General features: G+C 68.2%; 27 protein-coding genes. 15 read left to right on the top strand and 12 right to left on the bottom strand.

What is annotated here, in order from left to right; all coding sequences use genetic code 11:
- From VGV58_RS00230 to VGV58_RS00220, 3 genes are all read right to left on the bottom strand, one after another.
- Positions 1-297: c-type cytochrome (locus tag VGV58_RS00230; RefSeq protein WP_326871949.1), on the bottom strand; the 297-nt coding region annotated here is incomplete at its 3' end.
- Positions 298-380: 83 nt separating this feature from the next.
- A complete protein-coding gene (locus VGV58_RS00225; RefSeq protein ID WP_326871948.1) occupies positions 381-1,214 on the bottom strand; it encodes an alpha/beta fold hydrolase in 834 nt (277 codons plus the stop codon).
- Positions 1,215-1,573: 359 nt separating this feature from the next.
- Entirely contained in the window at positions 1,574-2,161 is a 588-nt protein-coding gene (locus tag VGV58_RS00220) for a helix-turn-helix domain-containing protein (protein ID WP_326871947.1), read from the bottom strand.
- A gap of 136 nt (positions 2,162-2,297) precedes the next feature.
- Between VGV58_RS00220 and VGV58_RS00215 the strand changes: the two genes are divergently transcribed.
- From VGV58_RS00215 to VGV58_RS00160, 12 genes are all read left to right on the top strand, one after another.
- Positions 2,298-3,053: a substrate-binding periplasmic protein gene (locus VGV58_RS00215; RefSeq protein ID WP_326871946.1), complete on the top strand. Its 756-nt coding sequence runs from the start codon at positions 2,298-2,300 to the stop codon at positions 3,051-3,053.
- Between the two features lie 94 nt (positions 3,054-3,147).
- Positions 3,148-3,810: an amino acid ABC transporter permease gene (locus VGV58_RS00210; protein WP_326871945.1), complete on the top strand. Its 663-nt coding sequence runs from the start codon at positions 3,148-3,150 to the stop codon at positions 3,808-3,810.
- Positions 3,807-4,538 carry an amino acid ABC transporter ATP-binding protein gene (locus VGV58_RS00205; protein WP_326871944.1) on the top strand — a complete coding sequence of 244 codons (732 nt, stop codon included), beginning with the start codon at positions 3,807-3,809 and terminating at the stop codon, positions 4,536-4,538. Before VGV58_RS00210 ends, VGV58_RS00205 begins: the two co-directional genes overlap by 4 nt.
- 11 nt (positions 4,539-4,549) lie before the next feature.
- Positions 4,550-5,851 carry an NAD(P)/FAD-dependent oxidoreductase gene (locus VGV58_RS00200; RefSeq protein WP_326871943.1) on the top strand — a complete coding sequence of 434 codons (1,302 nt, stop codon included), beginning with the start codon at positions 4,550-4,552 and terminating at the stop codon, positions 5,849-5,851.
- Positions 5,852-5,882: 31 nt separating this feature from the next.
- A complete protein-coding gene (locus VGV58_RS00195; RefSeq protein WP_326871942.1) occupies positions 5,883-7,427 on the top strand; it encodes a xylulokinase in 1,545 nt (514 codons plus the stop codon).
- Positions 7,428-7,548: 121 nt separating this feature from the next.
- Positions 7,549-8,328: an SDR family NAD(P)-dependent oxidoreductase gene (locus VGV58_RS00190; RefSeq protein WP_326871941.1), complete on the top strand. Its 780-nt coding sequence runs from the start codon at positions 7,549-7,551 to the stop codon at positions 8,326-8,328.
- Positions 8,329-8,330: 2 nt separating this feature from the next.
- On the top strand, positions 8,331-9,272 hold the full coding sequence (locus VGV58_RS00185) for an ABC transporter permease (RefSeq protein WP_326871940.1): 942 nt from the start codon (positions 8,331-8,333) through the stop codon (positions 9,270-9,272).
- Positions 9,273-9,306: 34 nt separating this feature from the next.
- Positions 9,307-10,248 carry a sugar ABC transporter substrate-binding protein gene (locus VGV58_RS00180; protein WP_326871939.1) on the top strand — a complete coding sequence of 314 codons (942 nt, stop codon included), beginning with the start codon at positions 9,307-9,309 and terminating at the stop codon, positions 10,246-10,248.
- Between the two features lie 5 nt (positions 10,249-10,253).
- A complete protein-coding gene (locus tag VGV58_RS00175; protein ID WP_326871938.1) occupies positions 10,254-11,015 on the top strand; it encodes an ATP-binding cassette domain-containing protein in 762 nt (253 codons plus the stop codon).
- Between the two features lies 1 nt (position 11,016).
- Positions 11,017-11,946: a nucleoside hydrolase gene (locus tag VGV58_RS00170; protein WP_326871937.1), complete on the top strand. Its 930-nt coding sequence runs from the start codon at positions 11,017-11,019 to the stop codon at positions 11,944-11,946.
- A gap of 12 nt (positions 11,947-11,958) precedes the next feature.
- Complete coding sequence (locus VGV58_RS00165) at positions 11,959-12,480, top strand: hypothetical protein (RefSeq protein WP_326871936.1); 522 nt, start codon at positions 11,959-11,961, stop codon at positions 12,478-12,480.
- 10 nt (positions 12,481-12,490) lie between these two features.
- Entirely contained in the window at positions 12,491-13,339 is an 849-nt protein-coding gene (locus VGV58_RS00160; protein WP_326871935.1) for a GNAT family N-acetyltransferase, read from the top strand.
- Here the strand turns inward: VGV58_RS00160 and VGV58_RS00155 are convergent.
- On the bottom strand, positions 13,320-14,225 hold the full coding sequence (locus VGV58_RS00155) for a nickel/cobalt efflux transporter (protein WP_326871934.1): 906 nt from the start codon (positions 14,223-14,225) through the stop codon (positions 13,320-13,322). The two genes, VGV58_RS00160 and VGV58_RS00155, sit on opposite strands and share 20 nt — an antisense overlap.
- Positions 14,226-14,425: 200 nt before the next feature.
- Between VGV58_RS00155 and VGV58_RS00150 the strand changes: the two genes are divergently transcribed.
- The 3 genes from VGV58_RS00150 to VGV58_RS00140 all read left to right on the top strand — a co-directional run bounded on the left by VGV58_RS00150 (position 14,426) and on the right by VGV58_RS00140 (position 16,991).
- Entirely contained in the window at positions 14,426-14,731 is a 306-nt protein-coding gene (locus VGV58_RS00150) for a metal-sensing transcriptional repressor (protein WP_326871933.1), read from the top strand.
- Between the two features lie 108 nt (positions 14,732-14,839).
- Positions 14,840-15,607, top strand: a complete 768-nt coding sequence (locus tag VGV58_RS00145) for an SDR family NAD(P)-dependent oxidoreductase (RefSeq protein ID WP_326871932.1) — start codon at positions 14,840-14,842, stop codon at positions 15,605-15,607.
- 85 nt (positions 15,608-15,692) lie between these two features.
- Positions 15,693-16,991: an alpha/beta hydrolase gene (locus VGV58_RS00140; protein ID WP_326871931.1), complete on the top strand. Its 1,299-nt coding sequence runs from the start codon at positions 15,693-15,695 to the stop codon at positions 16,989-16,991.
- Between the two features lie 9 nt (positions 16,992-17,000).
- On the opposite strand, the gene VGV58_RS00135 is transcribed toward VGV58_RS00140, so the two are convergent.
- The 8 genes from VGV58_RS00135 to VGV58_RS00100 form a co-directional block, all read right to left on the bottom strand.
- Positions 17,001-17,867: an energy transducer TonB gene (locus VGV58_RS00135; RefSeq protein ID WP_326871930.1), complete on the bottom strand. Its 867-nt coding sequence runs from the start codon at positions 17,865-17,867 to the stop codon at positions 17,001-17,003.
- Positions 17,864-18,316 (bottom strand): TonB system transport protein ExbD, encoded by a 453-nt coding sequence (exbD, locus tag VGV58_RS00130; protein WP_326871929.1) that lies wholly within the window; start codon positions 18,314-18,316, stop codon positions 17,864-17,866. Before exbD ends, VGV58_RS00135 begins: the two co-directional genes overlap by 4 nt.
- A 3-nt stretch (positions 18,317-18,319) precedes the next feature.
- Positions 18,320-19,420: a tonB-system energizer ExbB gene (gene exbB, locus VGV58_RS00125; protein WP_326871928.1), complete on the bottom strand. Its 1,101-nt coding sequence runs from the start codon at positions 19,418-19,420 to the stop codon at positions 18,320-18,322.
- A 260-nt stretch (positions 19,421-19,680) separates the two neighbouring features.
- Positions 19,681-21,093 (bottom strand): FAD-binding oxidoreductase, encoded by a 1,413-nt coding sequence (locus VGV58_RS00120; RefSeq protein ID WP_326871927.1) that lies wholly within the window; start codon positions 21,091-21,093, stop codon positions 19,681-19,683.
- Positions 21,094-21,097: 4 nt separating this feature from the next.
- Entirely contained in the window at positions 21,098-21,862 is a 765-nt protein-coding gene (locus VGV58_RS00115) for an SDR family NAD(P)-dependent oxidoreductase (RefSeq protein WP_326871926.1), read from the bottom strand.
- The gene (locus VGV58_RS00110) at positions 21,859-23,598 is read right to left on the bottom strand and encodes an SMP-30/gluconolactonase/LRE family protein (protein WP_326871925.1); all 1,740 of its coding nucleotides are present in this window, start codon (positions 23,596-23,598) and stop codon (positions 21,859-21,861) included. Before VGV58_RS00110 ends, VGV58_RS00115 begins: the two co-directional genes overlap by 4 nt.
- A complete protein-coding gene (locus VGV58_RS00105) occupies positions 23,538-24,521 on the bottom strand; it encodes an NAD-dependent epimerase/dehydratase family protein (protein ID WP_326871924.1) in 984 nt (327 codons plus the stop codon). Before VGV58_RS00105 ends, VGV58_RS00110 begins: the two co-directional genes overlap by 61 nt.
- Positions 24,518-25,639 carry an ABC transporter ATP-binding protein gene (locus tag VGV58_RS00100; RefSeq protein WP_326871923.1) on the bottom strand — a complete coding sequence of 374 codons (1,122 nt, stop codon included), beginning with the start codon at positions 25,637-25,639 and terminating at the stop codon, positions 24,518-24,520. Before VGV58_RS00100 ends, VGV58_RS00105 begins: the two co-directional genes overlap by 4 nt.
- Positions 25,640-25,643 lie beyond the last annotated feature (4 nt).

Genomic DNA, 25,643 nt, shown 5'->3' with positions numbered 1-25,643 from the left:
GGTGCCGGGGATCTTGGCCTTGGGATCCCGAATGTATTCGGCGAAGACCGCCTCGTCCCAGGTGATGTTGGCGCCCTTGTTGGCGGTCGAATAGCTGTAGCCCTCGACCTCGCCGGTATGGCGGCCGAACAGCCCGTTGAGATGCGGGCCGACCAGGTTCTTGGCGCCCTCGCCGATCTGGTGGCAGGCCCGGCACTTGTTCCACGAACGCTCGCCGGCCGAGACGTCCTGCGCCCCGGCGGGGGCGGCAGCCATCGCGGCAAGGGCGAGCAGGGTAGCGCTGGCAATCAGTCTCATCAGGCGTCTCTCCTCAGCTTAGACTCCTTCTGAAATAGCGCAGCCCGCTCATTTGGATACAGGGGCAGTTCGTCGCGGTGGCGCTACAGCGCCCCGATCCACTCGGCGACATTGGCGGTGAAGGCGTCGGGACGGGAGATCGGGAAGAAGTGCCCGCCGGTATCGAGCAGCGTCTTGCGCGCTCCGGGCATGGCGGCGGCGAGCTCCTCCTGCAGGAAGGCAGGCACGATCATGTCGTCGCGCGCCCCGAGGATCAGGGTCGGCGGGGCAAGCTCCCCGGCCCAGGCCGAAGCGTCGAAGGCGCGGAGCGCGTCGATGCGTTCGCGGACCACCTGCTTTGCTTCGGGAGTATCGGGAGCGGTCGCGACAGCGGTCTCATAGACGCTCCAATGCGCCTCGAGCCAGGTCGGCGGATAGGCCATCAGCGCCGCAGTCGCCGCATAGGCGCGCGGGTGCTGATCGAGGATGGCGAGGCGGGTCTCGAACAGCGCGGTCATGTAGCGGTTCTGCTTCAGCCAGCTGCCGCTGAGGATCAGCCCGTCGAGCCGCTCCGGCGCCTGGCGCGCCAGCGCAAGGCCGATGCAGCCGCCGGTCGAGTGTCCGAGCACGGTGGCGCGTTCGATCCCGGCCGCATCGAGCACGGCGAGGCAATCTCTCGCGAGCTGGTCGATCGTGCAGGGCGCGCTGCCGCGATCGCTGGCGCCGATGCCGCGCTGATCGAAGCGCAGGACCTGGAAGGAGCGCCCGAGCGTCGCGGCATTGTCGTCCCAGAAGGCGGCGCTGCCGGCGAGCCCGCTGACCAGCAGCACGGGGCGGCCCTGACCCTGCGACAGCGCCCGCAGCACGGCGCCGTCAGGCAGCTTCACCTTGAATTCGCCGCTGACCGCGACCCCATCGGCCACGCCCGTCACGGCCACGTCGGAAGAATCGTTCTGGTGCCGTCGCGCTGGTGTCATGGCTATCTGTCCTCTTGCGCGGGAAGGCCGGCTGATTGTCGGGGGAGGAAAGCGGGATCATTTGGCGCGCATGCGAACGGCGCCTTGATCTGGATCATGGATGTCGTCCGCCGCTGCGGCCCGGATCCGGAGCCGAACGGGACGGTCCTGCTGGCGGCTTGCCCTGCCATGCCGACCTCCCTTGCATTTCCCCATGCGACTGATCGTGCCGGGGGAGGCGGTGTTGTCCAGCCGCCTTTGTTCATGGCGGCATTGGCTTAGACGCAGATCGAGCTATCGGGAAAGAGTGTTGTTATGCGCCATATGCATGGCGGTGCGGGCTACAGGCAGTTGACCCAGAGCACGCGGGTGACGCCGTCATGCTGATTTGCGAAGCGATGCGGCCGCGAGGACAGGAAGCGGAAGCTGTCGCCCTCGCGCATGATCCAGCTCTCGGTCTCGACATTGAGCAGCATGGTGCCGCTGAGCACGAGGCCGGCTTCCTCGCCATGATGGATGTAGTGCTCGTCGCCGGTGCTGGCGCCCGGCTCCATCTCGACGATGAAGAGGTTGAGCTTGGCGCCTTCCGCCTGCGGGGTCAGCAATTGCTTGCGGATACCAGAGCGCCAGAGCTGCAATTCGCCCCGGTCCGACTGGCGCACGATGGTGGCGGTTGGATCGACCTGCCGCCGATCGGTCGGGAAGAGCTCGGAGATTGCCGTGCCGAGCGCGTCGGCCACGGCGGCGAGCACGCGCAACGTCGGCGAGGACAGGCCGCGCTCGATCTGGCTGAGGAAGCCGATCGACAGTCCGGTGCGGCTCGCGAGCTCTTCCAGCGACAGCCGGCGCGCGCGCCGGAGCTGGCGCAGCCGCGCCCCGATCTCACGGTCGACATGCAGATGCGGCAGGTCGGCGGCAGGCAGGCTCATCGCGAATCCTTCTTGGCTTATTTCATGTGCATGAAAATCGCTTGCCGGCAATATCGTCCTATGCTCGTATCTTCATACTCATGAAAATATGAGCCGACGCCTCACCGGGCGGACGGACAAATGAGGGGACATTGCCATGGAACGCCGGACCTTCCTGACCCTGTTGGCTGGAGGCGCTGCCGCTGCGGCCGTTTCGCCGGCCACCGCACAATCCGTCCTCAAGGTCGGTTCGACGCCGACCGGCATGCCGTTCACCTTTCTCGACACCAAGACCAACACGATCGAAGGCGTGATGGTCGACCTGGTCAAGGCCATCGCCGCGGCGTCTGATCTCAAGGTCGAAGTCGAGGGCATGCAGTTCTCGACGCTGGTCGCCTCGCTCACCGCGAGCAAGATCGATCTGATCTCGGCCGCGATGTACATCACCCCGGCCCGCAAGGAGGTGATCGACTTCTCCGACCCGATCTACACCTATGGCGAGGGCCTGCTCGTCCCGGCCTCGGACAAGAAGGATTATGTCGAGCTCGCCGACATGAAGGGCTACACGGTCGGCGCCCAGATCGGCACCGCCTATGTCGATGCGCTGCAGAAGACCGGGTTCTTCCCTGAGGTGAAGCTCTACAAGACCTCGCCGGACATCCTCGCCGACGTCAACGCCGGCCGCGTCCAGGCCGCCTTCGCCGACGCTCCGATCATGGCCTACACGCTGAAGCAGGGACAGTTCCCGAATGTCCGGCTGGTCAAGTCCTACAAGCCGATCATCACCGGCTCGGTCGGCATCGGCGTGCGCAAGAGCGACGGCGAGCTGCTGAAGAAGGTCAATGCCGGCCTCGCCAAGGTCAAGGCCGATGGCACGCTCGACAAGATCCTGGCGAAGTGGGGCCTGGAATAGGCATTCCCGCGGCGCTCCGGCTTCGCCTCGTCGCCTGATCGGCGAGGCGAGGCCAGCTGCGCCTCCGCGATCACCCCGTCGAAGCTGACCTGCGATGCAACCCTTTCTGCGCGATGCCGCCCAGTTCCTGCCGCTGCTGCTGCAGGGGCTGAAGTTCACCATCCTTGTGACGCTCGGCTCGCTGGCGCTCTCGACCGTGCTCGGCCTGGTCTGGGCGTTGATGCGCGTTTCGGGTGTGGCGCCGCTGGTGCTGGTCGCCAAGCTCGTCGTCAACACGCTGCGCGGCATCCCGATCCTGGTGCAGCTCTTCTATATCTACTTCGTCTTCCCGGAGTTCGGCCTCGCGCTGACCGCGCTGCAGGCGGCGATCCTCGGCCTCGGCATCGCCTATTCCGCCTATCAGGCCGAGAACTTCCGCGCCGGCATCGAGGCGATCGACCATGGCCAGGTCGAGGCGGCCCAGTCGATCGGCATGGGCTGGTTCCTGATGATGCGCCGGGTGATCCTGCCCCAGGCGATCAAGGTCGTGCTGCCGCCCTATGGCAACATCATGATCATGATGCTGAAGGATTCCTCGCAGGCCTCGACCATCACTGTCGCGGAGCTGACGCTGCAGGGTTCGCTGCTGGCGTCCTCGACCTTCAAGAACATGACGGTCTACACGCTGGTCGCACTGCTCTATCTCTCGATGAGCCTGCCGCTGATCGCCTTCGTCGGCTGGCTCGAACGCCGCTTCGGCAAGGGAGCCAGGCGATGATCGAGCTTTCCGGCGTCACCAAGAGCTTCGGCGCCCATCAGGTGCTGAAGGGCATCACCGGCAGCGTCCAGCGCGGCGAGGTCGTCTGCCTGATCGGCCCGTCCGGCTCCGGCAAGTCGACCATCCTGCGCTGCATCAACGGGCTCGAATCCTATGATGGCGGCTCGATCACGGTCGATGGGGCGAAGGTCGACCGCGCCGACCGCTCGATCGTCGGTATCCGCACGTCGATGGCGATGGTGTTCCAGCGCTTCAACTTGTTCCCGCATCGGACGGCGCTGGAGAACGTGGTCGAGGGCCCGATCCATGTGAAGAAGGAGCCGGCTGCGCAGGCACTCGCTCACGGCCGCGACCTGCTCGCCCGCGTCGGCCTCGCAGATAAGCTCGGCGCCTATCCGGGAGAGCTTTCCGGCGGCCAGATGCAGCGCGTCGCCATCGCCCGCGCGCTCGCCATGCAGCCCAAGGCGATCCTGTTCGACGAGCCGACCTCGGCGCTCGATCCCGAATTGGTCGGCGAGGTGCTCGGCGTGATGAAGAGCCTCGCCGAGGAGGGCATGACGATGCTGGTCGTCACCCATGAAATGGGTTTTGCCCGCGAGGTCGCCGACCGCGTCCTCTTCCTCGATGGCGGCGTCATCGTCGAGGAAGGCGCCGCCCGCGAGGTGCTGAGCGCGCCGCGGAACCCACGCACGCAGGACTTCCTGCGCCGCGTGCTCAAGCCGATCTGAGGAATATCGAGATGGCCGAACCCTTCCCGCTGCAGCCCTCGCTTTGGCACGCCACCGCCCCGGCGGCGCCCGAGACGTCGCCGCTCGCGAGCGATGCCCGGGCCGATGTCTGCATCGTCGGCGCCGGCTATGCCGGCCTCTCGACCGCGCTGCATCTCGCCGAGGCCGGCGTCTCCGTCATCGTGCTGGAAGCGCGCGAGCCAGGCTGGGGCGCCTCGGGCCGCAATGGCGGGCAGGTCATCCCCGGCATTAAATACGACCCCAGCGAGATCGTTTCCAAATTCGGGGCCGAGGCCGGCGCAGCCCTGGTTTCCTTCGTTGGCTCGACTGCCGATCTCGTCTTCGGGCTGATCGAGAAACACGGCATGGACGTGCCGCATCGCCGTGCCGGCTGGATCCAGGGCGCCCATACGCCGGCCATGGTCGAGACGGTGAAGCGCCGGGCTGACGAATGGGGCATGCGCGGCGTCGCCGCCCGCTATCTCGACGCCGATGCCGCCAGCCGCCTGCTCGGCACGGACCGCTATCTCGGTGGCTGGCTCGACCCGCGCGGCGGCGGCGTCCAGCCGCTCGCCTATGCCCGCGGCCTCGCCCGCGCCGCGCAGAAGGCGGGCGTTGCGATCTGCAGCCAGAGCGCGGCGACCGGCCTTCGTCGCGACGGCGGCAACTGGGTGGTGAGGACAGCGCAAGGCGCGAGCGTCACCGCACCGCGCGTGGTGATCGCCACCAACGGCTATACCGGCGACCTGATCCCGAAGCTGCGCCAGACGGTGATCCGGCCGAATTCCTTCATCGTCGCGACCGAGCCGCTCTCCGACAATCTCGCCGGCACGATCCTGCCGGAGGGCCAGGTCACCTCCGACACCCGCCAGCTCCTGCTCTATTTCCGCAAGGACCACACCAATCGCCTGCTGATGGGCGGGCGCGGTCCCTTCCGCGAGCCGCAGGGCGCGGCCGATTGGGCCCATCTCGAACGCGTCGTCGGCAAGATGTACCCGCAGGCGAAGGGGCTGCGCTTCGATTATCGCTGGTGCGGCCGCGTGGCGCTGACCCGCGATTTCCTGCCGCATCTGCACGAGCCGGAGCCGGGGCTGCTCGTCGACATCGGCTGCATGGGCCGCGGCGTTGGCCTGCAGACGGCGATGGGCCGGGCGATGGCGCAATATCTCTCGACGGGCGAGCGGGCGAGCCTGCCCTTCCCGGTGACGTCGATCACGCCACTGCCGCTGCACGCGCTGAACGAGCTCTATGTCTCCGCCATCATCGCCTGGTATCGTCTGACCGATGGCGGCATGAAGGACCGCGCCGCTTGACCGCAGCCGGTTCCTGACGCAGGGCGAGGGCATGAGCATCGTCCTCGCCTGCGATCTTGGCGGCACCTCCTTCCGCGCCGCCCTCATCGACGACACCGGCGCGACCCGCGCCCAGCACGCCATTGCCGGGCCGGCGAGCCGCGACGATTCCTCTGGCCGCTCCGAGATCGCGCCGGATGCCTGGTGGACCCTGCTGGTCGAGGCTTGTGCCGGGCTGGCGGCGGAAGCACCGGCGCTGTTCGATGCGGTCGAGGCTGTCGCGATCTGCGGCGTCACTCGCACGCAGATCTTTCTCGATCGCGATGGCCGCCCCTTGCGCCCCGCCATGACCTGGAAGGATACCCGCGCCGACGCATTCGCGGCTCGTCTGCGCGCGAGGCTCGATCCGGCCCACCCCGAGAGCGCCGCGGTCAACGCCTTCCATCCGCTCGCCCGTCTCGCCTGGCTGCGCGAGCAGGAGCCGGAGGTCTTTGGCAAACTCTCCGGCCTGCTCGAACCGAAGGACTATCTGAATTTCCGCCTGACTGGCCGGCGGGCCAGCGACCCCGTTTCGATGGCGCGCTTGTTGGCTGCGGTCGCCTCGCACGAAGGTGGCGACCTGCTGGACGCGGCTGGTGTCCCCGCTTCGATCTTGCCGGAGATGCTGGAGCCCTGGGAACAGGTTGCCCCGGTCCAGCCCGGCCTGACCGCTCCGCTCGACCGCCTCATCGGCAAGCCGGTGTTCTGCGCCTCGAACGATACCTGGGCGGCGGTGGTCGGCCTCGGCGCCATGCGCGATGGCGTCGCCTACAACATCTCCGGCACGACCGAGGTGCTCGGCGTCGTCGGCCGTGAGCCGGCGCGGGCGGACGGACTGCTCACCGTCGACTGGCGCGGCCTGTTCCAGCTCGGTGGCCCCAGCCAGACCGGGGCCGACACCGTCTCCTGGCTGCTGGCGCTGCTCGGCCGCGATGGCGCGGTGGTCGGACAGGAGATCGATGCGCTGCTCGCCGGTCCACGCCAGGTGCAGCCCCTGCTCTTCCTGCCCTATCTCCAGGGCGAGCGCGTGCCCTATTGGGACCCATCCTTGCGCGGTGCTCTCATCGGGCTGAACCGCCAGCATGGGCCGACCGATCTTGCCTATGCCGTGCTGGAGGGCGTCGCCTGCCTCAACCGGGTCGTGCTGGAGCGGGCCGAAACCGCGCGCGGCCGGGCTGCGGCCGAGATCCGTTTCGGTGGTGGCGCTGCTGCCAACCCGGTCTGGAGCCAGATCAAGGCCGATCTCTGCGGCCGGCCGGTCGTGGTCGCGGCTTCCCGCGAGCCGGGTCTGCTCGGCGCGGCGATCATCGCCTTCGCGGGCCTCGGCCGTTTCGTCTCGCTGGCGGACGCGCAGCAGGCGCTCGTCACCGTCGCGCGCTGCTTCGAGCCCGATCCCGCCCGCAAACCGGCCTGTGACGCGCTCTTCGCCCTGTTCCGTCGGGCCGAGGCCGCGCTGGCGCCGATCTCGCGCGATCTTGTCGCTGCTGCACAGGAGGGCGGGCCGCTCACCGGCCTCGCGCGCCATGCGTCTGCGGCCGCGAGCCTGCACGCCGATTGACGTTGCGGCTGGGGCGCTTGCGTCTTACCCAATCGGAACCAGTTTCCAGAGAGAGGTCCATGTCGCCTTTGCGCCGCGTCGCCGCGTTTCGTCCCTCCGCTCGTATCGGCAAGGCCGGCTGATGCCGAAGCCGGTCACCCTGATCACCGGCGCCTCCGGCGGGATCGGCGGCGCGCTCGCGATGACGCTGGCTCCGGCGCACAGGCTCGTTCTCTCCGGGCTGGAGACCGGCCCGCTTGTCGAGCTCGCCGACCGCTTGCAGGCGGACGGCGCCGACGTCGCCGCCATGACCGGCGATGTCCGCGACCGCGATTTCGCCGGCGCGCTGGTCGAGCTGGCCGTGGAGCGTTTCGGCCGCCTCGACAATCTCGTCACCGGCGCCGGCGCCTCGCGGCCGGTGCCGATGGTCGAGATGGAGGACGAGGAATGGGACACTCTCGTCGACATCAATCTCTCCGCCGTCTTCCGCATCTCCAAAGCCGCTGCCCGGCGGATGATCGAGCAGGGTGAGGGCGGCGCAATCGTCCACATCTCCTCGATCGCGCATAGCAATGGCGGGGCGAATCTCGCTTATGGCTCGGCCAAGGGTGGGGTGGCGACGCTGACCTATGGCATGGCCCAGCAGCTCGGCCGCCACGGCATCCGCGTCAATGCGGTCGCGCCGGGGATCATCGACACGCCGATGGTGCGCGGCGGCTTCGCCAGTCAGTTCAATGCGCTGGTCGAGGGCGCCTCGCAGCGCACCCCGCTCGGGCGGCTCGGCCGCCCCGAGGATGTCGCGGCGGTCATCGCCTTCCTGCTCTCGCCGGCAGCGGCCTTCGTCACCGGTGCGCTGCTCCCGGTCACCGGCGGCATCGAGATTCTCTCGCCGATCTCGGCGATCGCCAAGGGACATGCCTGACGATGCGCGAGATCATCGGCCGCTACGGCACCGCGCTCGCCGGCCTTGCCCTGATCGTCTTCTTCGTCGCCTTCGCGCCGAACTTCGCGACGACGATGAACATCATCAACGTGCTGAAGGATACGAGCTTCCTCGCCATCCTGGCGATCGGCTTCACGCTCGCACTGATCGTCTCCGAGCTCGATCTCTCGATCGCCGAGGTCGCGAGCCTGTCGGCCGTCGTCACCGGCTGGCTGATCCAGGGCCAGCAGCATCCGGCGCTCGCGGTCACGGCGGGGCTACTGGTCGGGCTCCTCTGTGGCGCGGCCAATGGCTATGGCGTCACGGTGCTGCGCGTCCCCTCGCTGATCATGACGCTCGGCACCGCGGCGATCGCGCGCGGCCTTGCCTTCATGATCACCCAGGGCGTCGCCTTCGTCGGGCGTTGGCCGGTCTCCTTTACCGGCCTCGCGCGCGGCACCAGCTTCGGCATTCCCAATCTCGTGCTCTGGCTCGCCGCGGTCACGCTCCTCACCTATGGCCTGATCAAATGGACCCGTACCGGCGCCCATATGGTCGCAACCGGCGAGGCCGACGAGGCGGCTCGGCTCTCCGGTATCGCTACAGCGCGGATGAAGCGTATCGGCATGCTGCTGACCGGGCTCTGCGCCGGCATCACCGCCGTGCTGCTCGCTGCCAACCTGTCCTCCGCCGCGCCGAACATGGCGGGCGACTATCTGCTCTACGCCATCGCCGCCGTGCTGCTCGGGATGACCATGTTCGAGCCCGGCAAGCCCAACATCCCCGGCACCGTCTTCGCGGCGCTGGTGCTGAAGGTGCTCGGCAACGGCTTGGTGCTGATGGGGGCGGCCTATTACGTTCAGGATATCTTTCTCGGCGTCATCATCATCGGCTCGGTCGCCTTCTCGGCCAGCGCGTTGAAGAAGGCGGCGTTCAAGGTCTGAAAGTTCACAAACGATAACGAGGGGAGAGGTCGTCATGGTCGGTTTGAGGAAGGTTCTGCTGGCGGCTGCAGCTGTCGTGGGACTGGCGCAGGGCGCGCAGGCTTTCGAGCTCGGCGTCATCGGCTTCCAGTTCTCGTCGGAGACGCATGCCCGCGTCGCCAATGCCGCCGCCGCGGCGGCCAAGGCCAAGGGCTGGAACGTCACGCTGCTGAACTCGGAAGGCGCGCTGCCCAAGCATGCCGAGCAGTTCGACGCGCTGATCGCCAAGAAGGTCGACGCGATCATCATCGCCATGGGCAAGCCGGTCGAGGCCGACGCCCAGTTCAAGGCGGCCAAGGACGCCAAGATCCCGGTGATCACCGTGCAGTCGGGTTCGAGCCCGCACGCGCTCTTCGACATCCAGACCAACGAGTACAAGGTCGGCGCGGAAGCTGCGCTCTATCTGCTCGGCCAGCTCGGCTATCAGGGCAACATCATCACCGCCCGCTTCGACCTCAACGTCGCCTCGCGCATTCGCGGCAAGCTGCTCGACGTTGTGCTGTCCGAGAACCAGGCGGTGAAGGAACTCGGCAAGTTCTCGATGGCCCGCACCCAGAGCTGGCGCGACGATGTCCGCGCCGGCATGCAGGCGCTGCTGCTGCAGAACCAGGGCAAGATCAACGGCATCTGGGCCTCGTTCGACGGGCAGGCCTATATCATCGACGACCTCCTGCAGGCGCAGGGCGTCAAGAAGGGCCAGATCCCGCTGGTCTCGGTCGATGGCGGCAAGGAGACCTATGCCCGCATCGCCGACCCCGCCTCGACCTTCACCGCCACCGTCTCGATCCCGTTCGAGGAGATGGGCAAGCAGGCGGTTGACGCGATCCAGACGATCGTCGTCGACAAGAAGCCGAAGGAGACGATCACCTCGGGCCCCTATCTCTTCACCGAAGCCGTGCTGGTCGACAAGAACAACGTCCAGCAGTTCCTGAAGTGAATTCGGTGACCGCCACACCTCTCCTGTCGCTCCGTGGCATCGGCAAGGCCTACGGCCCGGTCGTGGCGGTGCGCGAGGTCGATCTCGACATCTTTGCCGGCGAGGTCGTCGCCATCTGTGGCGACAACGGCGCCGGCAAGTCGAGCCTGATCAAGGTGATCTCCGGCGCCGAGGAGGCAACCTCGGGCAAGCTGAGCATGCGCGGCAAGGAGGTCGCCTTCGGCTCGCCGCATGATGCGCTGAGCCATGGCGTCGCGACGATCTACCAGGATCTCGCGCTCGCCCCGCGCCTCTCCATCGCCCAGAACGTCTTCATGGGTTCTGAGCTGACGCGGCCGCTGCTGCTGCCCTTCCTGCGCGTTCTCGACAAGAAGAGGATGGCGCAGGAAGCGCGCGGCTTCCTCAGGCAGCTCTCGGTCACGGTCGAGGACATGGACCGACCGGTCGAGCGTCTCTCGGGCGGTCAGCGTCAGGCGGTCGCGATCTCGCGCGCCCTGCGCTGGAAGGCGGAAGTTATCATCATGGACGAGCCGACGGCGGCGCTTGGCGTCAAGGAAACCGCCCTCGTCCTCGACCTGATCCGCAAGCTCAAGGCCGATGGCCGGACGGTGCTGCTGATCAGCCACAATATGCGCGACGTCGTCGCGCTCGCCGATCGCGTCGTGATCATGGGCGCCGGCCGCAAATATGTCGACCGGCCGCTCGGCGATCTCTCCGCCGACGACCTCAGCCACATGATCATGGCCGGCAATGCCAGGGCGGCCTGAGATGATCAGCGAGACGATCGTCATCGACACAGATCCGGGCCAGGACGACGCTGTTGCCCTGCTGCTCGCCTTCGCCAGCCCGGAACTCGATATCAAGGCGATCACCACCGTCGCCGGCAATGTCCCGCTGGCGCTGACGACAGCGAACGCGCTGCGCATCCGCGAGCTCGCCGGGCGCGAGGGCGTGCCGGTCCATGCCGGCGCAGACCGGCCGCTGCTGTTCGCGCTCTCGACCGCCGAATTCGTCTGCGGGCCCGATGGGCTGGCCGGTGCCGATCTGCCGCCGCCGCGCCGCGAGCCTTCGCCTACCCATGCCGTCGAGGCGCTCATCGCCATCTTACGTGCCGCGCCGGACGACAGCGTCACGCTCTGCCCGCTCGGGCCGCTGACCAATCTCGCTTTGGCCTTCCGGCTGGCGCCGGATGTGCTGCCCAAGGTCAGGCGCATCGTGCTGATGGGTGGGGCTCTGGCGCTCGGCAACATCACGCCGGCAGCCGAGTTCAACGTGCATGTCGACCCGCATGCGGCCGCGATCGTCTTCGCCTGCGGCAGGCCGATCGTGATGTTCGGCCTCGGCGTCACCCATCAGGCGATCGCCTCGCATGAACAGGTCGCCCGCCTTCTTGCCTTCGGCAATGCGGCCGGCAGGGCGGTGCACGGCATGCTGACCCGTCCACGGCCCGGCGGGCTCGGCACCACCGGCCACCCGATGCACGACCCTTGCGTGATTGCCTTCCTGCTTTGGCCGGAACTCTTTTCGGGGCGCGACTGTTGTGTCGAGGTCGAGACCGGCGACGGTCCCTTGCGGGGGCGCACCACCATCGACTGGAACGGCCGGCTCAAGCGGCCGGCCAATGCCCATGTCGTCGCGAGCGTCGAGGCGGAGGCGCTGTTCCAGCGTCTGTTCGACCGGCTCGCGACGTTGCCGTGATTGGAGGAAGCGATGGCCCATTTCGTCGAGGAACTGCAGCTCGAGGCCGAGCGTGCGATTCTGGCGATGCAGACGGCCGCGCTCGCCGCCCGTCAGCTCCATGCCCGCGCCGAACTGATGCGCCATATGCTGACCACCGCCCGCAAGGTCGCCGGCAAGCCCAAGGCCGAGGCGGTCGAGACGGTGGTGCGCGAATGGATGGACGCCTGGAATCTCGGCCGCCAGGACTGGCCGCATATCGCTCGCGAGATGGAGGCCTTCACTGCCGCCTTCCATGACTATGCCAACGAGCCCGGCGATGCCAGCGACGCCGTGCTCCGCCGCGCCTGCGATGCGCTCGATGCGGTTCTCGCCCGTGAGAACACCTCGATCAGCGACCAGATGGCCTTCCGCTCGCAATGCGCCCATCGCTGGTGGGAATTGGTCGTGCCGGTGCCGGCGGACCTGCCCGGCGCCAAGCCGCGTCCCTCGGTGCCGGCGCTCGATGGGCAAGCTCCGTTCTGGCAGTCCGGCTGCGCCGAATTCTGCCGCTGAGGGCCGGCCGATGCAGCCGCTCCAGCTGACGCTTCGCCCGGCAAGCCTTTCCGATGCCGATTCCTGCCAGAGGCTTTCGGCCGCGATCGGCTGGCCGCATCGTCGCGAGGACTGGGAGTTTGCGCTGTCGCTCGGCCAGGGCTTCACCCTGTCGGTCGAGGGTGAGGTCGTCGCTGTCGGGCTCTGGTGGGGCTTCGGCGCGACCCATGCCACGCTCGGCACCATCATTGTCGCGCCCGATCGACAAGGCCAGGGCATCGGCAAGCTGCTGACCGAGCATCTGATCGCGGCGACGGAGGGCAGGACGCTCGGTCTCGTCGCCACGCCGCAGGGCGAGCCGCTCTATGCCCGCTATGGCTTCATCGCCATTGACGAGGTCCGCCAGCACCAGGGCGACTGGCCGGAACTGGCCGCGCCCGTTCTTGCGGCGAATGAGGTCATGCGCCCGGCCGTCGCTGCCGACCTGCCGCTGCTGGCGCAGCTCGACGGCGAGGCGACGGGGCTGCCGCGCGCAGCCGTCCTCGAAGCCCTGCTGGCGCGCGGCCATGCCATCCTGATCGAGCGCAATGGCGCGCCCGCCGGCTTCGGCTTCCTGCGCCGGCACGGCCGCGGCTGGCTGATCGGCCCGGTCGCGGCGCTCGACGATGCCGCCGCCTGCAATCTGATCGCGGCACTGCTTGCCGCGCGCCGCGGCGATTTCGTTCGCATCGACGTGCCGGCCCGCAGCGGTCTCGGCGCCTGGCTCAGCGAGCGCGGCCTGCCGCTCGTTGCCTCCGGCGTGGTGATGGCGCGTGGTGCAGCCCCGGCCGCGCCTGGGCCGGCGCATCGCTTCGCGCTGGTCAACCAGGCGATGGGCTGACCAGCATCGCCGCGGTGTGGGGAGCCCGTGCTGCTAGCCCGCTCCAGCCGTGCCAAACCGTATAGAGCCCGACCAGAACAATCAGCACGCCTGAAAAATAGGGCGCCCGCGCCGCGACCGTCGACAGCCAGTTGGAGCGCTTCTCGACGGCGCGCAGACTGAGCGAGGCGGCGACGCCGACCGAAACCAGCGTGATCGCCAGGCCGATCGAGAAGCACAGCACCAGCACGGCGCCGAGCGCGATCTCGCGCAGCTGCATGCAGACCAGCAGCACGGTGATCGCCGCCGGACAGGGGATCAGCCCGCCGGTCAGGCCGAACAGCACGATCTGCCAGGTGGTCACCGGCCGGTCGGTGAAGCGTCGGCGAATATCATCGGCATGGGCGCGCTGATGGGCGTCCATCGGCTCGTCGTCGTCGGTCTTGTCGCGATCGTGGCTATGGCTGCGCCCATGTGAATGGCGATGGGAATGCCCGTGACTGTGGCCATGACCATCGGAATGGCCGTGACTGTGCCCATGGCGGGCCCAATACAGGGTGCGCTGTTCTCGCCAGGTCCGCCACAGCATCCACAGCGCGATCGCGATGATCAGGAGGCCGGAGGCGAGCTGGAACCAGGGCTCGGTCGCCTCGGCATTGAAGTCGCGTGTCAGATAGAGGCCGCCGAGGACAACGCCCCAGACGACGAGCGTGTGCGAGAGCGTCGCGGCGAGGCCAAGCAACATGGCCTGCAACACCGAGCCGCGAATGGCGACGATGAAGGCCGCCATCATCGTCTTGGAATGGCCGGGCTCGAGCCCGTGCAGCGCGCCGAGCAGGATCGCGCTCGGAATGAACAGCCAGGCATGTCCGGCGCCCTGCGCCAGCAATTCGGTGAAGGTCGGCACGACTTGGTGCTCCGGATCCGGAACGGATCGGGGGCTGCCGTGCCGTCCGGCCTTGCCGGAACTGGTCGGGGGCGCCCGTTTCGTCCTCGCCCGCCCGATCGCCGGGATGCGCCCGGTCTCGCGCCGGCGCCTGCCTGATCGGGTGCCGCTTGCTCGGCGGATGGCGCGATCTATAACCTCCCCGGGAGGATAGGATCAAGATGAGGAAGCTTGGCATGCAGGACGAGGAACACGCCCGGATCCACCATCACCGGCATCCCGAGATCATCACCCGGCTGAAGCGGGCCGAAGGTCATCTGCGCTCGACCATCGAGATGGTCGCCAATGTCCGCTCCTGCCTGGAGATCGCCCAGCAATTGCAGGCGGTGGAAGGCGCCATCGCCAATGCCCGCAAGATCCTGATCCAGGAGCATATCGGCCACTGCCTGGAGGAGGCCGCCGGCAGTCTTCCGGATGAGGCGCGTGGGCTGCTCGCCGAGTTCAAGGCGATGACCAAGTTCCTTTGAACGGCCGTTCGGGAATGGCCGGGTTGCCGAAGCGGCGCTGGTGCTTCGGCTTCTGCTCGCGCAAGATCGCTCCTGAAACGATTTAAGTCGCATCGCGAGGGAGGAATGATGCTCGACGATCTCAAGGGGCTGCGCGCCCTGGTCACTGGCTCCAGCACCGGCATCGGCGCTGCCGTCGCCAAGGCCTATGCAGCGAACGGCATGCGCGTCGTGGTGCACTACAAGTCGAGTGAAGCCGAAGCCAACGCCGTCGCCGCCGAGATCAAGGCGGCCGGTGGCGAGGCGCATGTGCTGCAAGCCGATGTCGCCGACAGCAAACAGGCGGTCGATCTCGTCGACAAGGCGGCCGACAAGCTCGGCGGGCTCGATGTCCTCGTCAATAATGCCGGCGCACTGGTCAAGCGCACGCCGATCGCCGAGATCGAGGACGAGTTCTTCGACAGCGTCGTCGATCTCAATGTCCGCTCGGTGGTGATGGCCTCGAAGGCGGCGCTGCCGTATCTCAAGAAGTCCGGCGGCAGGGCGAGCGTGATCAATCTGAGCTCGATCGCGGCGCGCAATGGCGGTGGCCCCGGCTCCTCGCTCTATGCCAGCTCCAAGGCCTTCGTACTCAACCTGACCCGCGGCATGGCCAAGGAGTTCGTGCCGTTCGGCATCCGCGTCAACGGCGTCTCGCCCGGCGTGATCATGACGCCGTTCCACGAGCGCTATTCGACCGCCGAGCAGATCGAGGCGATGCGCAAGACCGTGCCGATGGAGCGTGTCGGCACGCCGCAGGACAATGTCGGCGTCTTCCTCTTCCTCGCCAGCCCGGCGATGAGCGGCTACATCACCGGCCAGACCATCGAGGTGAATGGCGGCCAGTACATGGTCTGACCGTCACTGTGGCTTCGGCGTCCTTGACGTAGCGGGCGGCGCACCAGCATGGTCTGGGCGCCGTGCCGCAGCTGGGTAGACCGTGATGCCGATCCGCCGCAAAGACTTGCCGACGCCGGCTGCCCGACGCGTCTTCGCGGCGGCGTTTGCGACGATCTTCGTCGCCGGCTGTGCCGGTGACGTGCAGGGCGTGCTGAAGCCGGTTGCCTCGACCGTGCCGGGCACCAGCAAGGTCACCATGCTGGTGGCGACGACGCGCGCGGCCGATCCCGATGCCGGCGTGCTGTACTCCGGCGAGCGCGGCAAGCCATCCTTCGTCGAGATGACGATCTCGCTCCCGCCGGACAGCGGCCGCAAGGTCGGCGAGGTGCAGTGGCCGAGCCGGCTGCCGGGCAATCCCGAGACCGATTTCGTCACACTCAGGGTCGACAAGCTCGATGCCAAGACCGGGCTGGCACGTCTGCATGAGCGCGTTGCACGGGTGCCGAAGCGCCGCGTTATGGTCTTCGTCCACGGCTTCAACAACCGCTTCGAGGACGCGGTCTACCGCTTCGCCCAGATCGTTCACGATTCCGATGCCGATGTCGTGCCGGTCCTCTTCACCTGGCCGTCGCGCGGCTCGCTCTTCGCCTATGGCTACGACCGCGAGAGCGCGACCTATTCGCGCAATGCGTTGGAAAACCTGTTGCAGGAACTCGCACGCGATCCGGCTGTCGGCGAGGTCTCGCTGCTTGCTCACTCCATGGGCAATTGGGTCGCGCTAGAGTCATTGACCCAGATGGCGGTGCGCAATCGCGGCATTCCGCCGAAGATCGCCAATGTCATGCTCGCCTCGCCTGACGTCGATGCCGACGTCTTCCGCACGCAAATCGCCGAGATGACGGGGCGGCGGCCGAAATTCACCCTCTTCGTCTCGCAGGACGATCGCGCGCTCGCGGTCTCGCGCCGGGTCTGGGGCAACAAGGACCGCCTCGGCGCCGTCGATCCCGATGTCGAGCCCTACAAGACCGAGTTCGAGAAGGACAGGATCACGGTCCTGAACCTGACCAAGCTGCGCACCGGCGACAAGCTCAACCATGGCAAATTCGCCGAGAGCCCGGAGGTGGTGAAGCTGATCGGCACGCGCCTCGTCGATGGCCAGCCGATCACCGATTCCCGCGTCGGTCTCGGCGACCGGCTGATCGAGGTCACGGGCAGCGCCGCCGCCGCGGTCGGCACTGCGGCCGGCATCGTCGTCTCCGCACCGGTTGCGGTGATCGATCCGCAGGCCCGGCGCAATCTCGGCGACCGGGTCGAGCATCTCGGCAATAACATTCAAGACACGGGCGCGGCGGTGGGGGATACCGTGACAACGCCCATCCAGAATCCAGGCGCGCTGCGCTGAGCCGAAGCCTTACCGGCTGAAGCGCACCGGCACCGAGAGCGAGATCGCTCCGCCACCGCCGACGCCCGCAGGCGGAGCCGGAACCGGGCTGGCACGGCGGATCATCGCCGCCGCCTCGGCATCCAGAGCGGAATCGCCGGAAGAGCCGACGACGCGCGAGGACAATACATTGCCGCGGCGGTCGATCGCGAAGGCGACCTGGACCGTGCCGGGGCTCGCGCCGCCCGGGAAGCGCTTGTAGCGGTTGAGATGGGCGATCAGCGAGCCGCGCCAGGACGCCGTCGAGACCGTCGGCTGGCTGGCGGTGCCCTGCGCGGGGCTGGTCGGGGCCGAGGCGCGCTGCTCCGACGGCTTGGGCGCCACCGCCTCCTTGGCCCGCTGCTCGACCGGCTTGCGCTCGACGACCTTGGGCTTTGGCTTGGGCTTGTCCTTCTTCTCGACGATCTTCGGCTTCGGCTCGGGCTTTTTCTCCACCGGCTTCAGTTCGGGCGGAGGCGGCAGCAGCACGGCGTCGAGCTTCGGGATCTGCGGCAGCTCCGGCAGCTTGATCTCCGGTTGCTCGACCGGCGTCGGCTCGGGAATCGGCTCCGGTTCCGGCTCCGGGGGCGGCGTCTCCTTGACCGGCTCGGGCGGCGGCGGTTCCGGCTCGGCCCGCTGTTCCGCCACCGGCAGATCCTCCGGCGGCGCCTCAGGCGCGACCGATAGCGCGGCGAGCTCGATCATCACGGCCGGTTCGGGAGCGCCGGCAGCGGCCTCTGTCGGGCGCCAGTTCACCCCGATCCAGGCAAGACCGCCATGGGCGGCGGCGACCGCAACCGCGGCGACGCCCCAGCGCAGCGCGGCGAGCCAGCGGCGATCCGGAGCGGAGGCGATCATGGCTTGCCCGCCCCCGGCGCGGCGCTCTGGCCGGTATCCTCCAGGCCGACGAGCGCGATCTTGAGATAGCCGGCCTGGCGCAGCCTGTTCATCACCTCCATCAGCTCGCGATAGGCCACAGCCCCATCGGCGCGCAGGAAGACGCGCTGCTCGCGGTCATTGTTGGTCTGGCGGTCGAGGGTGGCCTGCAGCAACTCGCGCGGCACGGTGTCGTTGCCGAGCGCGAGCGAGAGGTCCTGCTTCACGGTCAGGAACACCGGCTTGTCGGGCCGCGGCTGCGGCTGGGCGTTCGAGACCGGCAGGTCAACCGCGACGTCGACGGTCGAAAGCGGCGCTGCGACCATGAAGATGATCAGCAGCACCAGGATCACGTCGATGAACGGCGTGACGTTGATCTCGCTGACCTCGCCGAGATCGCCGTCCTGCGAGTCCTTGAGCGAAACCGCCATGACTCACTCCGCCGGGACGCGCGGCATGGCGGCCGGCTGGGCCGGCACGGCATGCAGGTTGGCGCGGGCCTGCTGGGCCGCCTGCCGGCGCGCCCGCTCGAGATCGCGCGAGAGATGGCGCAGCACCTCGCCCGAGGCGTCGGAAAGGGTGGCGCGATAGCCGGAAATGGCGCGCGCGAAGACGTTGTAGATGATCACGGCCGGGATCGCCGCGACGAGGCCGATCGCGGTCGCCAGCAGCGCCTCGGCGATGCCGGGCGCGACGACGGCGAGGTTGGTGGTCTTCGACTGGCTGATGCCGATGAACGAGTTCATGATGCCCCAGACCGTGCCGAACAGGCCGACGAAGGGCGCGGTCGAGCCGATTGTGGCGAGGAGGCCGGTGCCACGCGCCATCGAGCGGCCCGCCCGGGCCTCGATCCGCGACAGCGCGATCGCGGCGCGCTCCTTGATGCCGTCCTCGCCGAGGTCGTCGGAGCGCTGACGTTCGCTCTGGGCGGCGCCGACCAGCTCCGCGACCGTGCCGCGCGCCTGGCCCTTGCGGCCGGCGATCGCGCGCGCCGCCTCGTCGAGGCTGACGGCCTCCTCAAGGCGTCGTACCGCCCGGCCTGCCCGCGCCTTGGCGGCGGCGAGCTCCAGCGCCTTGGCGAGCCAGATCGTCCAGGTCACCAGCGAGGCGAAGGCAAGGCCGAGCATCACCGCCTTCACGACGATGTCGGCGGCCATGAACATGCCCCAGGGCGACAGGTCATGCGGCAGCGTGGCTTGTCCTGCGACGGGGGCAGGGGCCGGGAGCGTGGCGGGAGTCGTCGCAGGCACGGCAGCCTGTGAGGCTCCCGGTGTGGGGGCCGGAGCGGCCTGGCCGGGCGTTGGCGCAGCGGTGCTCGGAGAAACAGGCGCGGCCTGACCAGTCGGGGTCTCAGCAGCCGGCGCGGGGCTCGAGGTTGCGGGAGCGGGCAGCCCGCCGCCATGAGCGCCGGATGGGCTCTGCTGCTGCGCCGGCGCGGTTTCGGCCGGGGCGGTCTGAGCCAGGGCGACAAAGCCCGTCATGGGGGTGGCGGCAATGGCCGTCGCGAGCAGGACTGTGCCGATCAAACGCTGCATCGAATTGGATCCGTGGTCTTGCGGCGCCCCTCCTTGACGGGGGCGCTTTCAAAACGAAGCCGCGTCCGTTGAAGCGGTTTCGGGCGAGCGCGCGACGAGGCCGACTGAACACATCGTCCCGCGATCGTCCCCAGCAGTTAAACCAGAGCGAATTGGTTAGCAAATACAATAGTTTACATGTATTCTAAAGTAACTCACCCGCTGCTCTCGGTCACGAACAGTTCGAGAATTCCGGGGGCTTCGCTCGGCGGGGAGCCTGGTCACCTCTTCGCGAGGACCGCGCCGGGATTGAGGATGCCGAGCGGGTCAAAGGCCTGCTTGACCGCTCTCATCAGCTCCAGCGCCTCCGGCTGTGCATGCTGCGCCAGCATGCTGGTCAGGCTACGCCCGATGCCGTGCTCGGCGGTGACGCTGCCGCCGAATCCGCCGACGATCGCGAAGACCTGTGCATTCGCGGCATGGCCGATATCCGCGAGCTGCTCCGCCGGTGTCTCCCTGGGAAGGCGCAGGACGACGTGGATATTGCCGTCGCCGACATGGCCGACGAAGAGGGCGCGCGCTTGCGGGAAGCGTTCGGCAGCCATCGCCTTGATCGCCGCAATGAAGGCCGGGACGTCGGCGACCGCGACGCTGGTGTCGTGCGAGACGATCGGTCCGGCGCGGCGGTTCGCTTCCGCGACGGCGAAACGCAGATGCCAGATCGCCCTGGCCTGCGCCTCACTCTGCGCGATGGTTGCGTCCCGGAGCAGCCCTTGCTCCAGCGCAGCGGCGAGAACTCGCGTCAGCATCTCGTCGAGGAGGCCGTCCGGATCGCTGTCGCCGAGCTCGATGAAGACATACCAGGCATGGCGCGCTTCGAGCGGCAGGATCGTTCCGGGCACGAGATCGAGGGTGAGGTCCATCTCGCCGTCGCACATCAGTTCGAAGCTGGATATCCGCTCGCTTGCGCTCTGCCTCAGCAGGGCGAGCAGCCGCAATGCATCCGCCGGGCTGGCGAGGCCGCAGAGCGCCGTTGCGCTCGTTCGTGGCTTCGGAAACAGCCTGAAGGTCGCCGCGGTCACGACCGCGAGCGTGCCTTCCGAGCCGATCACCAGCTCCCTCAGCGCATAGCCGGCATTGTCCTTGCGCAGCGGCTTCAGCCCATGGATCACGGCGCCATCGGCGCGAACGTATTCGAGGCCGAGCACGAGGTCGCGCACCGTGCCGTAGCGGATGACGTTGATGCCGCCGGCATTGGTCGCGACCACGCCGCCGATCTGGCAGGAGCCTTCGCTGCCGAGGCTGAGCGGGAAAAGGCGGTCCTTCGTGGCGGCGGCCTGCTGGACGTCGGCGAGAATGCAGCCGGCCTCGGCGGTGAGCGTGTCGCCTTCAAGGTCGATTGCCCTGATCCGGTTGAGGCGCGCCAGCGAGAGGACGACGGCCTTGCCCGAGCTGTCCGGCGTTGCCCCGCCCGACAAACCGGTATTGCCGCCTTGCGGCACGACTGGCGTGCGGGTCGCGCTCGCCCAGCGCAGGATCGCCGAGACTTCCTCGACGCTGCGCGGGCGGAGCAATGCGAGCGCCGCACCACGATGCTTGCCGCGCCAATCGGTCAGATGCGGCGCCATCGTTTCGGGGTCTGTGACGATGGCGGCCGGATCGAGGACCGAGCGCAGGTCGTCGAGCGAACTCATCTCCTCAGACCGTGCCGGCATCGACGATGAAGTTCTGCCCGGCGCACATGCGCGAGACGTCGGAGCAGAGGAAGAGCACCATCTGCGCGACGTCCTCCGGCAGGATCTCGCCTTTCAGCGCCTGTGCGGCCTGATTGGCCGCCCCCTTCTCTGGTGTCCACCATTGCGTCCGCTGGCGCTCGGTCATCACCCAGCCCGGCGTGACGCAGTTCACCCTGATGCCATCGGGACCGAGCGCTCGCGCCAGCGAGCGGGTGAAGCCGATCACCGCCGATTTCGCGGTGGTGTAGGCGATCATATGCGGCGAGCCCTTCATCCACGAGGTCGAGGACAGGTTGACCAGCGCCCCGCCGCCGAGGTCGCGCATGTCTGGCGTAAGCGCTTGCGCGACGAACATCATCGGTCGCAGGTTCACCGCGAGGCGATCGTCCCAATAGGCTTCGGTGACCGCCTCGAAATCATGGCGCTCGTCATGGCCGGCATTGTTGACGCCGATGGCGAATGGACCGTGCAGCGCCCGCGCCGCCGCGATCGCCGCTTGCGTCGCCGGGATGTCGCGCAGGTCGACCTGATGGAACGAGACAGTGCCACCGGCTGCCGCAAGCTCGGTGGCCAGGCGCTCGCCGCGCCCGGCATCGATGTCGAGGACGGCGACCTTCGTACCCTGCCGCGCCAGCGCCTCGACGATGGCCCGGCCGATACCGTCGGCTCCGCCGGTGACGAGGGCCGCCTTGCCGGCGAGGTCGGGATAGGAGGCTTCGATTCTCACCCGCCGAACTCCGCCGCCGGCAGGCCCGGCACGTCAACCGGCAAGGTGAAGAGCCCGCCCGAGAACGGCGCCTCCGCCAGCACCCGCGAGGGCAGGCGGATGCGCGCCGTGGTGATGAACAGCGTCTTCAGGTCCGGCCCGCCGAAGGCGAGGCTGGTCGGGCGTGGCACCGGCAGCCAGACTTCGCGATCGAGCCGGCCGTCCGGCGCATAGCGGTGCAGGCACCAGCCATCCCAGATCGCGCACCAGACGAAGCCCTCGGCATCGACGGCGAGCCCATCCGGCCGGCCGGCGACCTCGGTGAAGATGCGGCGATGGGCGAGCGTGCCGGCCTTCGCGTCGAAATCATAGGCATAGATGCAGCCATGGGCGGAATCGACGAAGTAGAAGCTCCGCCCATCCGGGCTCCAGTCGAGCCCGTTGGCGACAGTGAGCCCGCTCTCCTGGCGCTGCCAGGAGAGGTCCGGCGCGATCGCGTAGAGCGAGCCCGAGGCGCGGCTGGCGTCGAGCCGCATCGTCCCGGCCCAGAGCCGGCCCTGGCGGTCGCATTTGCCGTCGTTGAAGCGGTTGTCGGGAATGTCGGCCTCGGGATCGATGAGCGGCGTCAGCCGGCCGCTGGCGAAATCGAAGGCTTCAAGCCCCTCCTGCGTCAGCACCACCAGCCCGCCGCCGCGGCGGCCGAGCACGGCGCTGACCAGGCGTGGCAGCGTAACCTCCTCATTGTTGCCGGTCGCCGGGTCGAAGCGGTTGACCGAGGGTGCGAGGATGTCGACCCAGTAGAGCCGCTGCTCGCCGGCCGACCAGTAAGGCCCCTCGGCGAGATGCGCGCCCCAGGGCAGGACGCATTGGACGTCGGGATCGACCGGCCGCGCCGAGCGCGGCGCCGGGGAAATGTTCATCTGCGTCGCGCCGACATTGCCGGAGATCTGCCTGGCAGCTGCCATCAGGTCGCGGCCGGTGGTGTGCAGGCGCTCCCGCGTCAGGCGCGAGGACGGGCCGAACACGCCGATCGCCGCGACGGCGCGGCCGGTATGATCGAAGATCGGCGCCGCGACCGAGGCGACGCCGGCGACATGCTCCTCCTGCGAGACGGCGTAGCCGCGCGCCCGGGTCAGAGCGAGGTCGGCGGCGAGCGCCTCCTCCTCGGTGATGGTCGTCTCGGTGAAGCGCTCGAGCTTGAGCCGGTCGACCAGGGCGCGCTGCTCATGCGGCTGGACGAAGGCGAGCAGGGCCTTGCCGCCGGCTGTGCAATGCAGCGGGGCGCGCCGGCCGATCTCGATGCGGAAGCCATAGGGGCCGCCGCGGCTGCGCTGGTCGATATAGAGCACCTCGCCATTGTCGATGGCGCAGAGCGCGGCGGTCTCGCGCGTCTCCTCAGCGAGCCGGTCGAGCGCCGGCGCGCCCGCACCGCGCAGGTCGAAGGATTCCCAGACGCGGTGGGCGAGCTCGAACAGGCGGTGGCCGAGCCGGTAGGTGTTGTCACTTTCCTCGTGCCGGATCAGGCGGAAGGTCAGCAGCGTGTTGAGCATGCGCGCCAGCGTGCCCTTGGGCAGGCCGGTAGCCGCCTGCAGGTCGCGGAAGCGCGGCGGCGCCGAAGCCTCGCCGATCACGTCGAGGAGATAGAGGCCCTTGGCGAGGGCGGCTGCGCCGGTCGGGACGTCGCGCTCGTCCGGCGTCAGGACGCGCGCTTCACCCGCGCCTGCGCCGCCTCGCCGATCATGCGCTCGAAGGTCCATTGCGGCTCGTACCCCAGTTCGGTCCGGATCCTGGCGTTCGACGTCTCGTAGAAGACGCCGGCGCCCGGCAGGTCGATGGTCTTCAACGGCAGTCCCGTCAACTGCGCCATCATCGGCAGCGCCACGGCGAAGTCGACCGGCTGGGTCGCGCCCAGATTATAAGTACGCCCGGCTGCGCGTTCGTCGGAGAGCGCGAGCAGGATGCCGGCGACCATGTCGCGGCTGTCGGTGATGTGCATGCGGAAGGGCCGGCCGGCCTCGTTGCGTGACAGCACAAGCGCCTCAGCGCCGTCATCGATCTCGCGCAGCTTTGCAACCGCGGCCGCATTGCCGAAACCTTCCTGCTGGCGGATTTTCGGCTGCAGGAAGAAGCGCGGGCCGGAGAAGAAGCTGCCGGGATCGAGCAATTCGCTCGCATCCTGCGTATGCGAGAAGCGCAGGATCGTCGCTGGAGTGCCACTCGTCCGCTCGAAGAAGCGGACGATCTCTTCGCCCAGAAGCTTGCTCAAGCCATAGGGCGAGCGCGGCTTCAGCGGGTGGTCCTCGTCGATCGGCTGATAATCCGGAACGTTCTCGGGATAGACCTCGCCGGAAGAGGCGAAGACCAGGCGCTTCGGCTTCACCGCCGCGGCCTCCTCAAGCAGCACGCGCGTGCCCTCGACATTGGCGGTGAACAGACGGTCGCGATCGGCCGGCAGCCAAGACATGAAGGCGCCGAGATGCAGGATCGCCTCGGCGCCCTGCACGGCCTGGCGCGCAGCGGCGCGATCGTCGAATCCGCCGAGCACTTCGTGATAGGTGGGATGGTCGATACCGCTGGCGCGCAGGTCGAAGCCGGTGACGCGGTGGCCCTTGTCGAGCAGTTGCCGCGCCACGCGCGAGCCGACACGCCCGGCGCTGCCGGTCACCAGGATCGTGTTCATCGGATCGCCTCGCCGCTGGCGGCATCGAAGACATGGAGCCGCGCCGGGTCGAAGGAGAGCGTCAGCGTCTCGCCCGGCGGGCGCGGCTCCGGATTGATCAGGCGCGCGATCAGCGAAGTCCGCCGTGACTCGTCGTCACCGCCGGAGCTCGCCTCGCGGCGATGCTCCTCGGGCAGGTCGACATAGACATATTGCTCGCTGCCGAGACTTTCGATCAGCCGCGGGCTGACCGGGAAAGAAACCTGCCCTGGCCCGGCAGCGATGTGCTCAGGCCTGAGCCCGACGACGATCTCCTTGCCGGCGAGTGCCGTGGCGTTCGCGACGGGCAGCCTCACATCATGGCCGAACAGCTTCGCAGCCACGCCAGCACCGGAGGTCTCGGCTTTCGCCTTCAAGAAATTCATGCCGGGCGAGCCGATGAAGCCGGCGACGAAGAGATTGGCCGGCTCGCGGAACATCACGTCCGGCGAGGCGATCTGCTGGATCACGCCGTCCTTCATGATGACGATCCGGTCGGCCATCGTCATCGCCTCGGTCTGGTCGTGGGTGACGTAGATCGTGGTGACGCGCAGGCGCTTGTGCAGGGCGCTGATCTCGGCGCGGGTGTGGACCCGCAATTTGGCGTCGAGATTGGAGAGCGGCTCGTCCATCAGAAAAGCCTGTGGCTCACGCACGATCGCCCGGCCGAGCGCGACACGCTGGCGCTGGCCGCCGGAGAGGGCGCGCGGCCGCCGCTCGAGCAGGTGGTCGATGCCAAGGATTTTTGCGGCGTCATTGACCCGCCGGTCGATCTCACCGGCATCGGTGCCGCGCATCTTCAGGCCAAAACCCATGTTCTTTCGCACGGTGAGATGCGGATAGAGCGCATAGTTCTGGAAGACCATGGCGATGTCGCGATCGCCGGGCGCGAGATCGGTGACATCCCGTTCGCCGATGCTGATCGTGCCGGAGGAGGCCTCCTCCAGCCCGGCGAGGATCTTCAGCATCGTCGACTTGCCGCAGCCGGACGGGCCGACGAGGACGACGAACTCGCCATCGGCGATGTCGAGCGAGAACGCCTTGAGGACAGTGAGCCCGCCATAGGATTTGGTGACGCTGTCGATGCGGATTCCAGCCATGCGG

This window comes from Allobosea sp. (assembly GCF_035944895.1).
Classification (GTDB): domain Bacteria; phylum Pseudomonadota; class Alphaproteobacteria; order Rhizobiales; family Beijerinckiaceae; genus Allobosea.
This window is presented reverse-complemented; position numbering and strand designations above follow the sequence as displayed.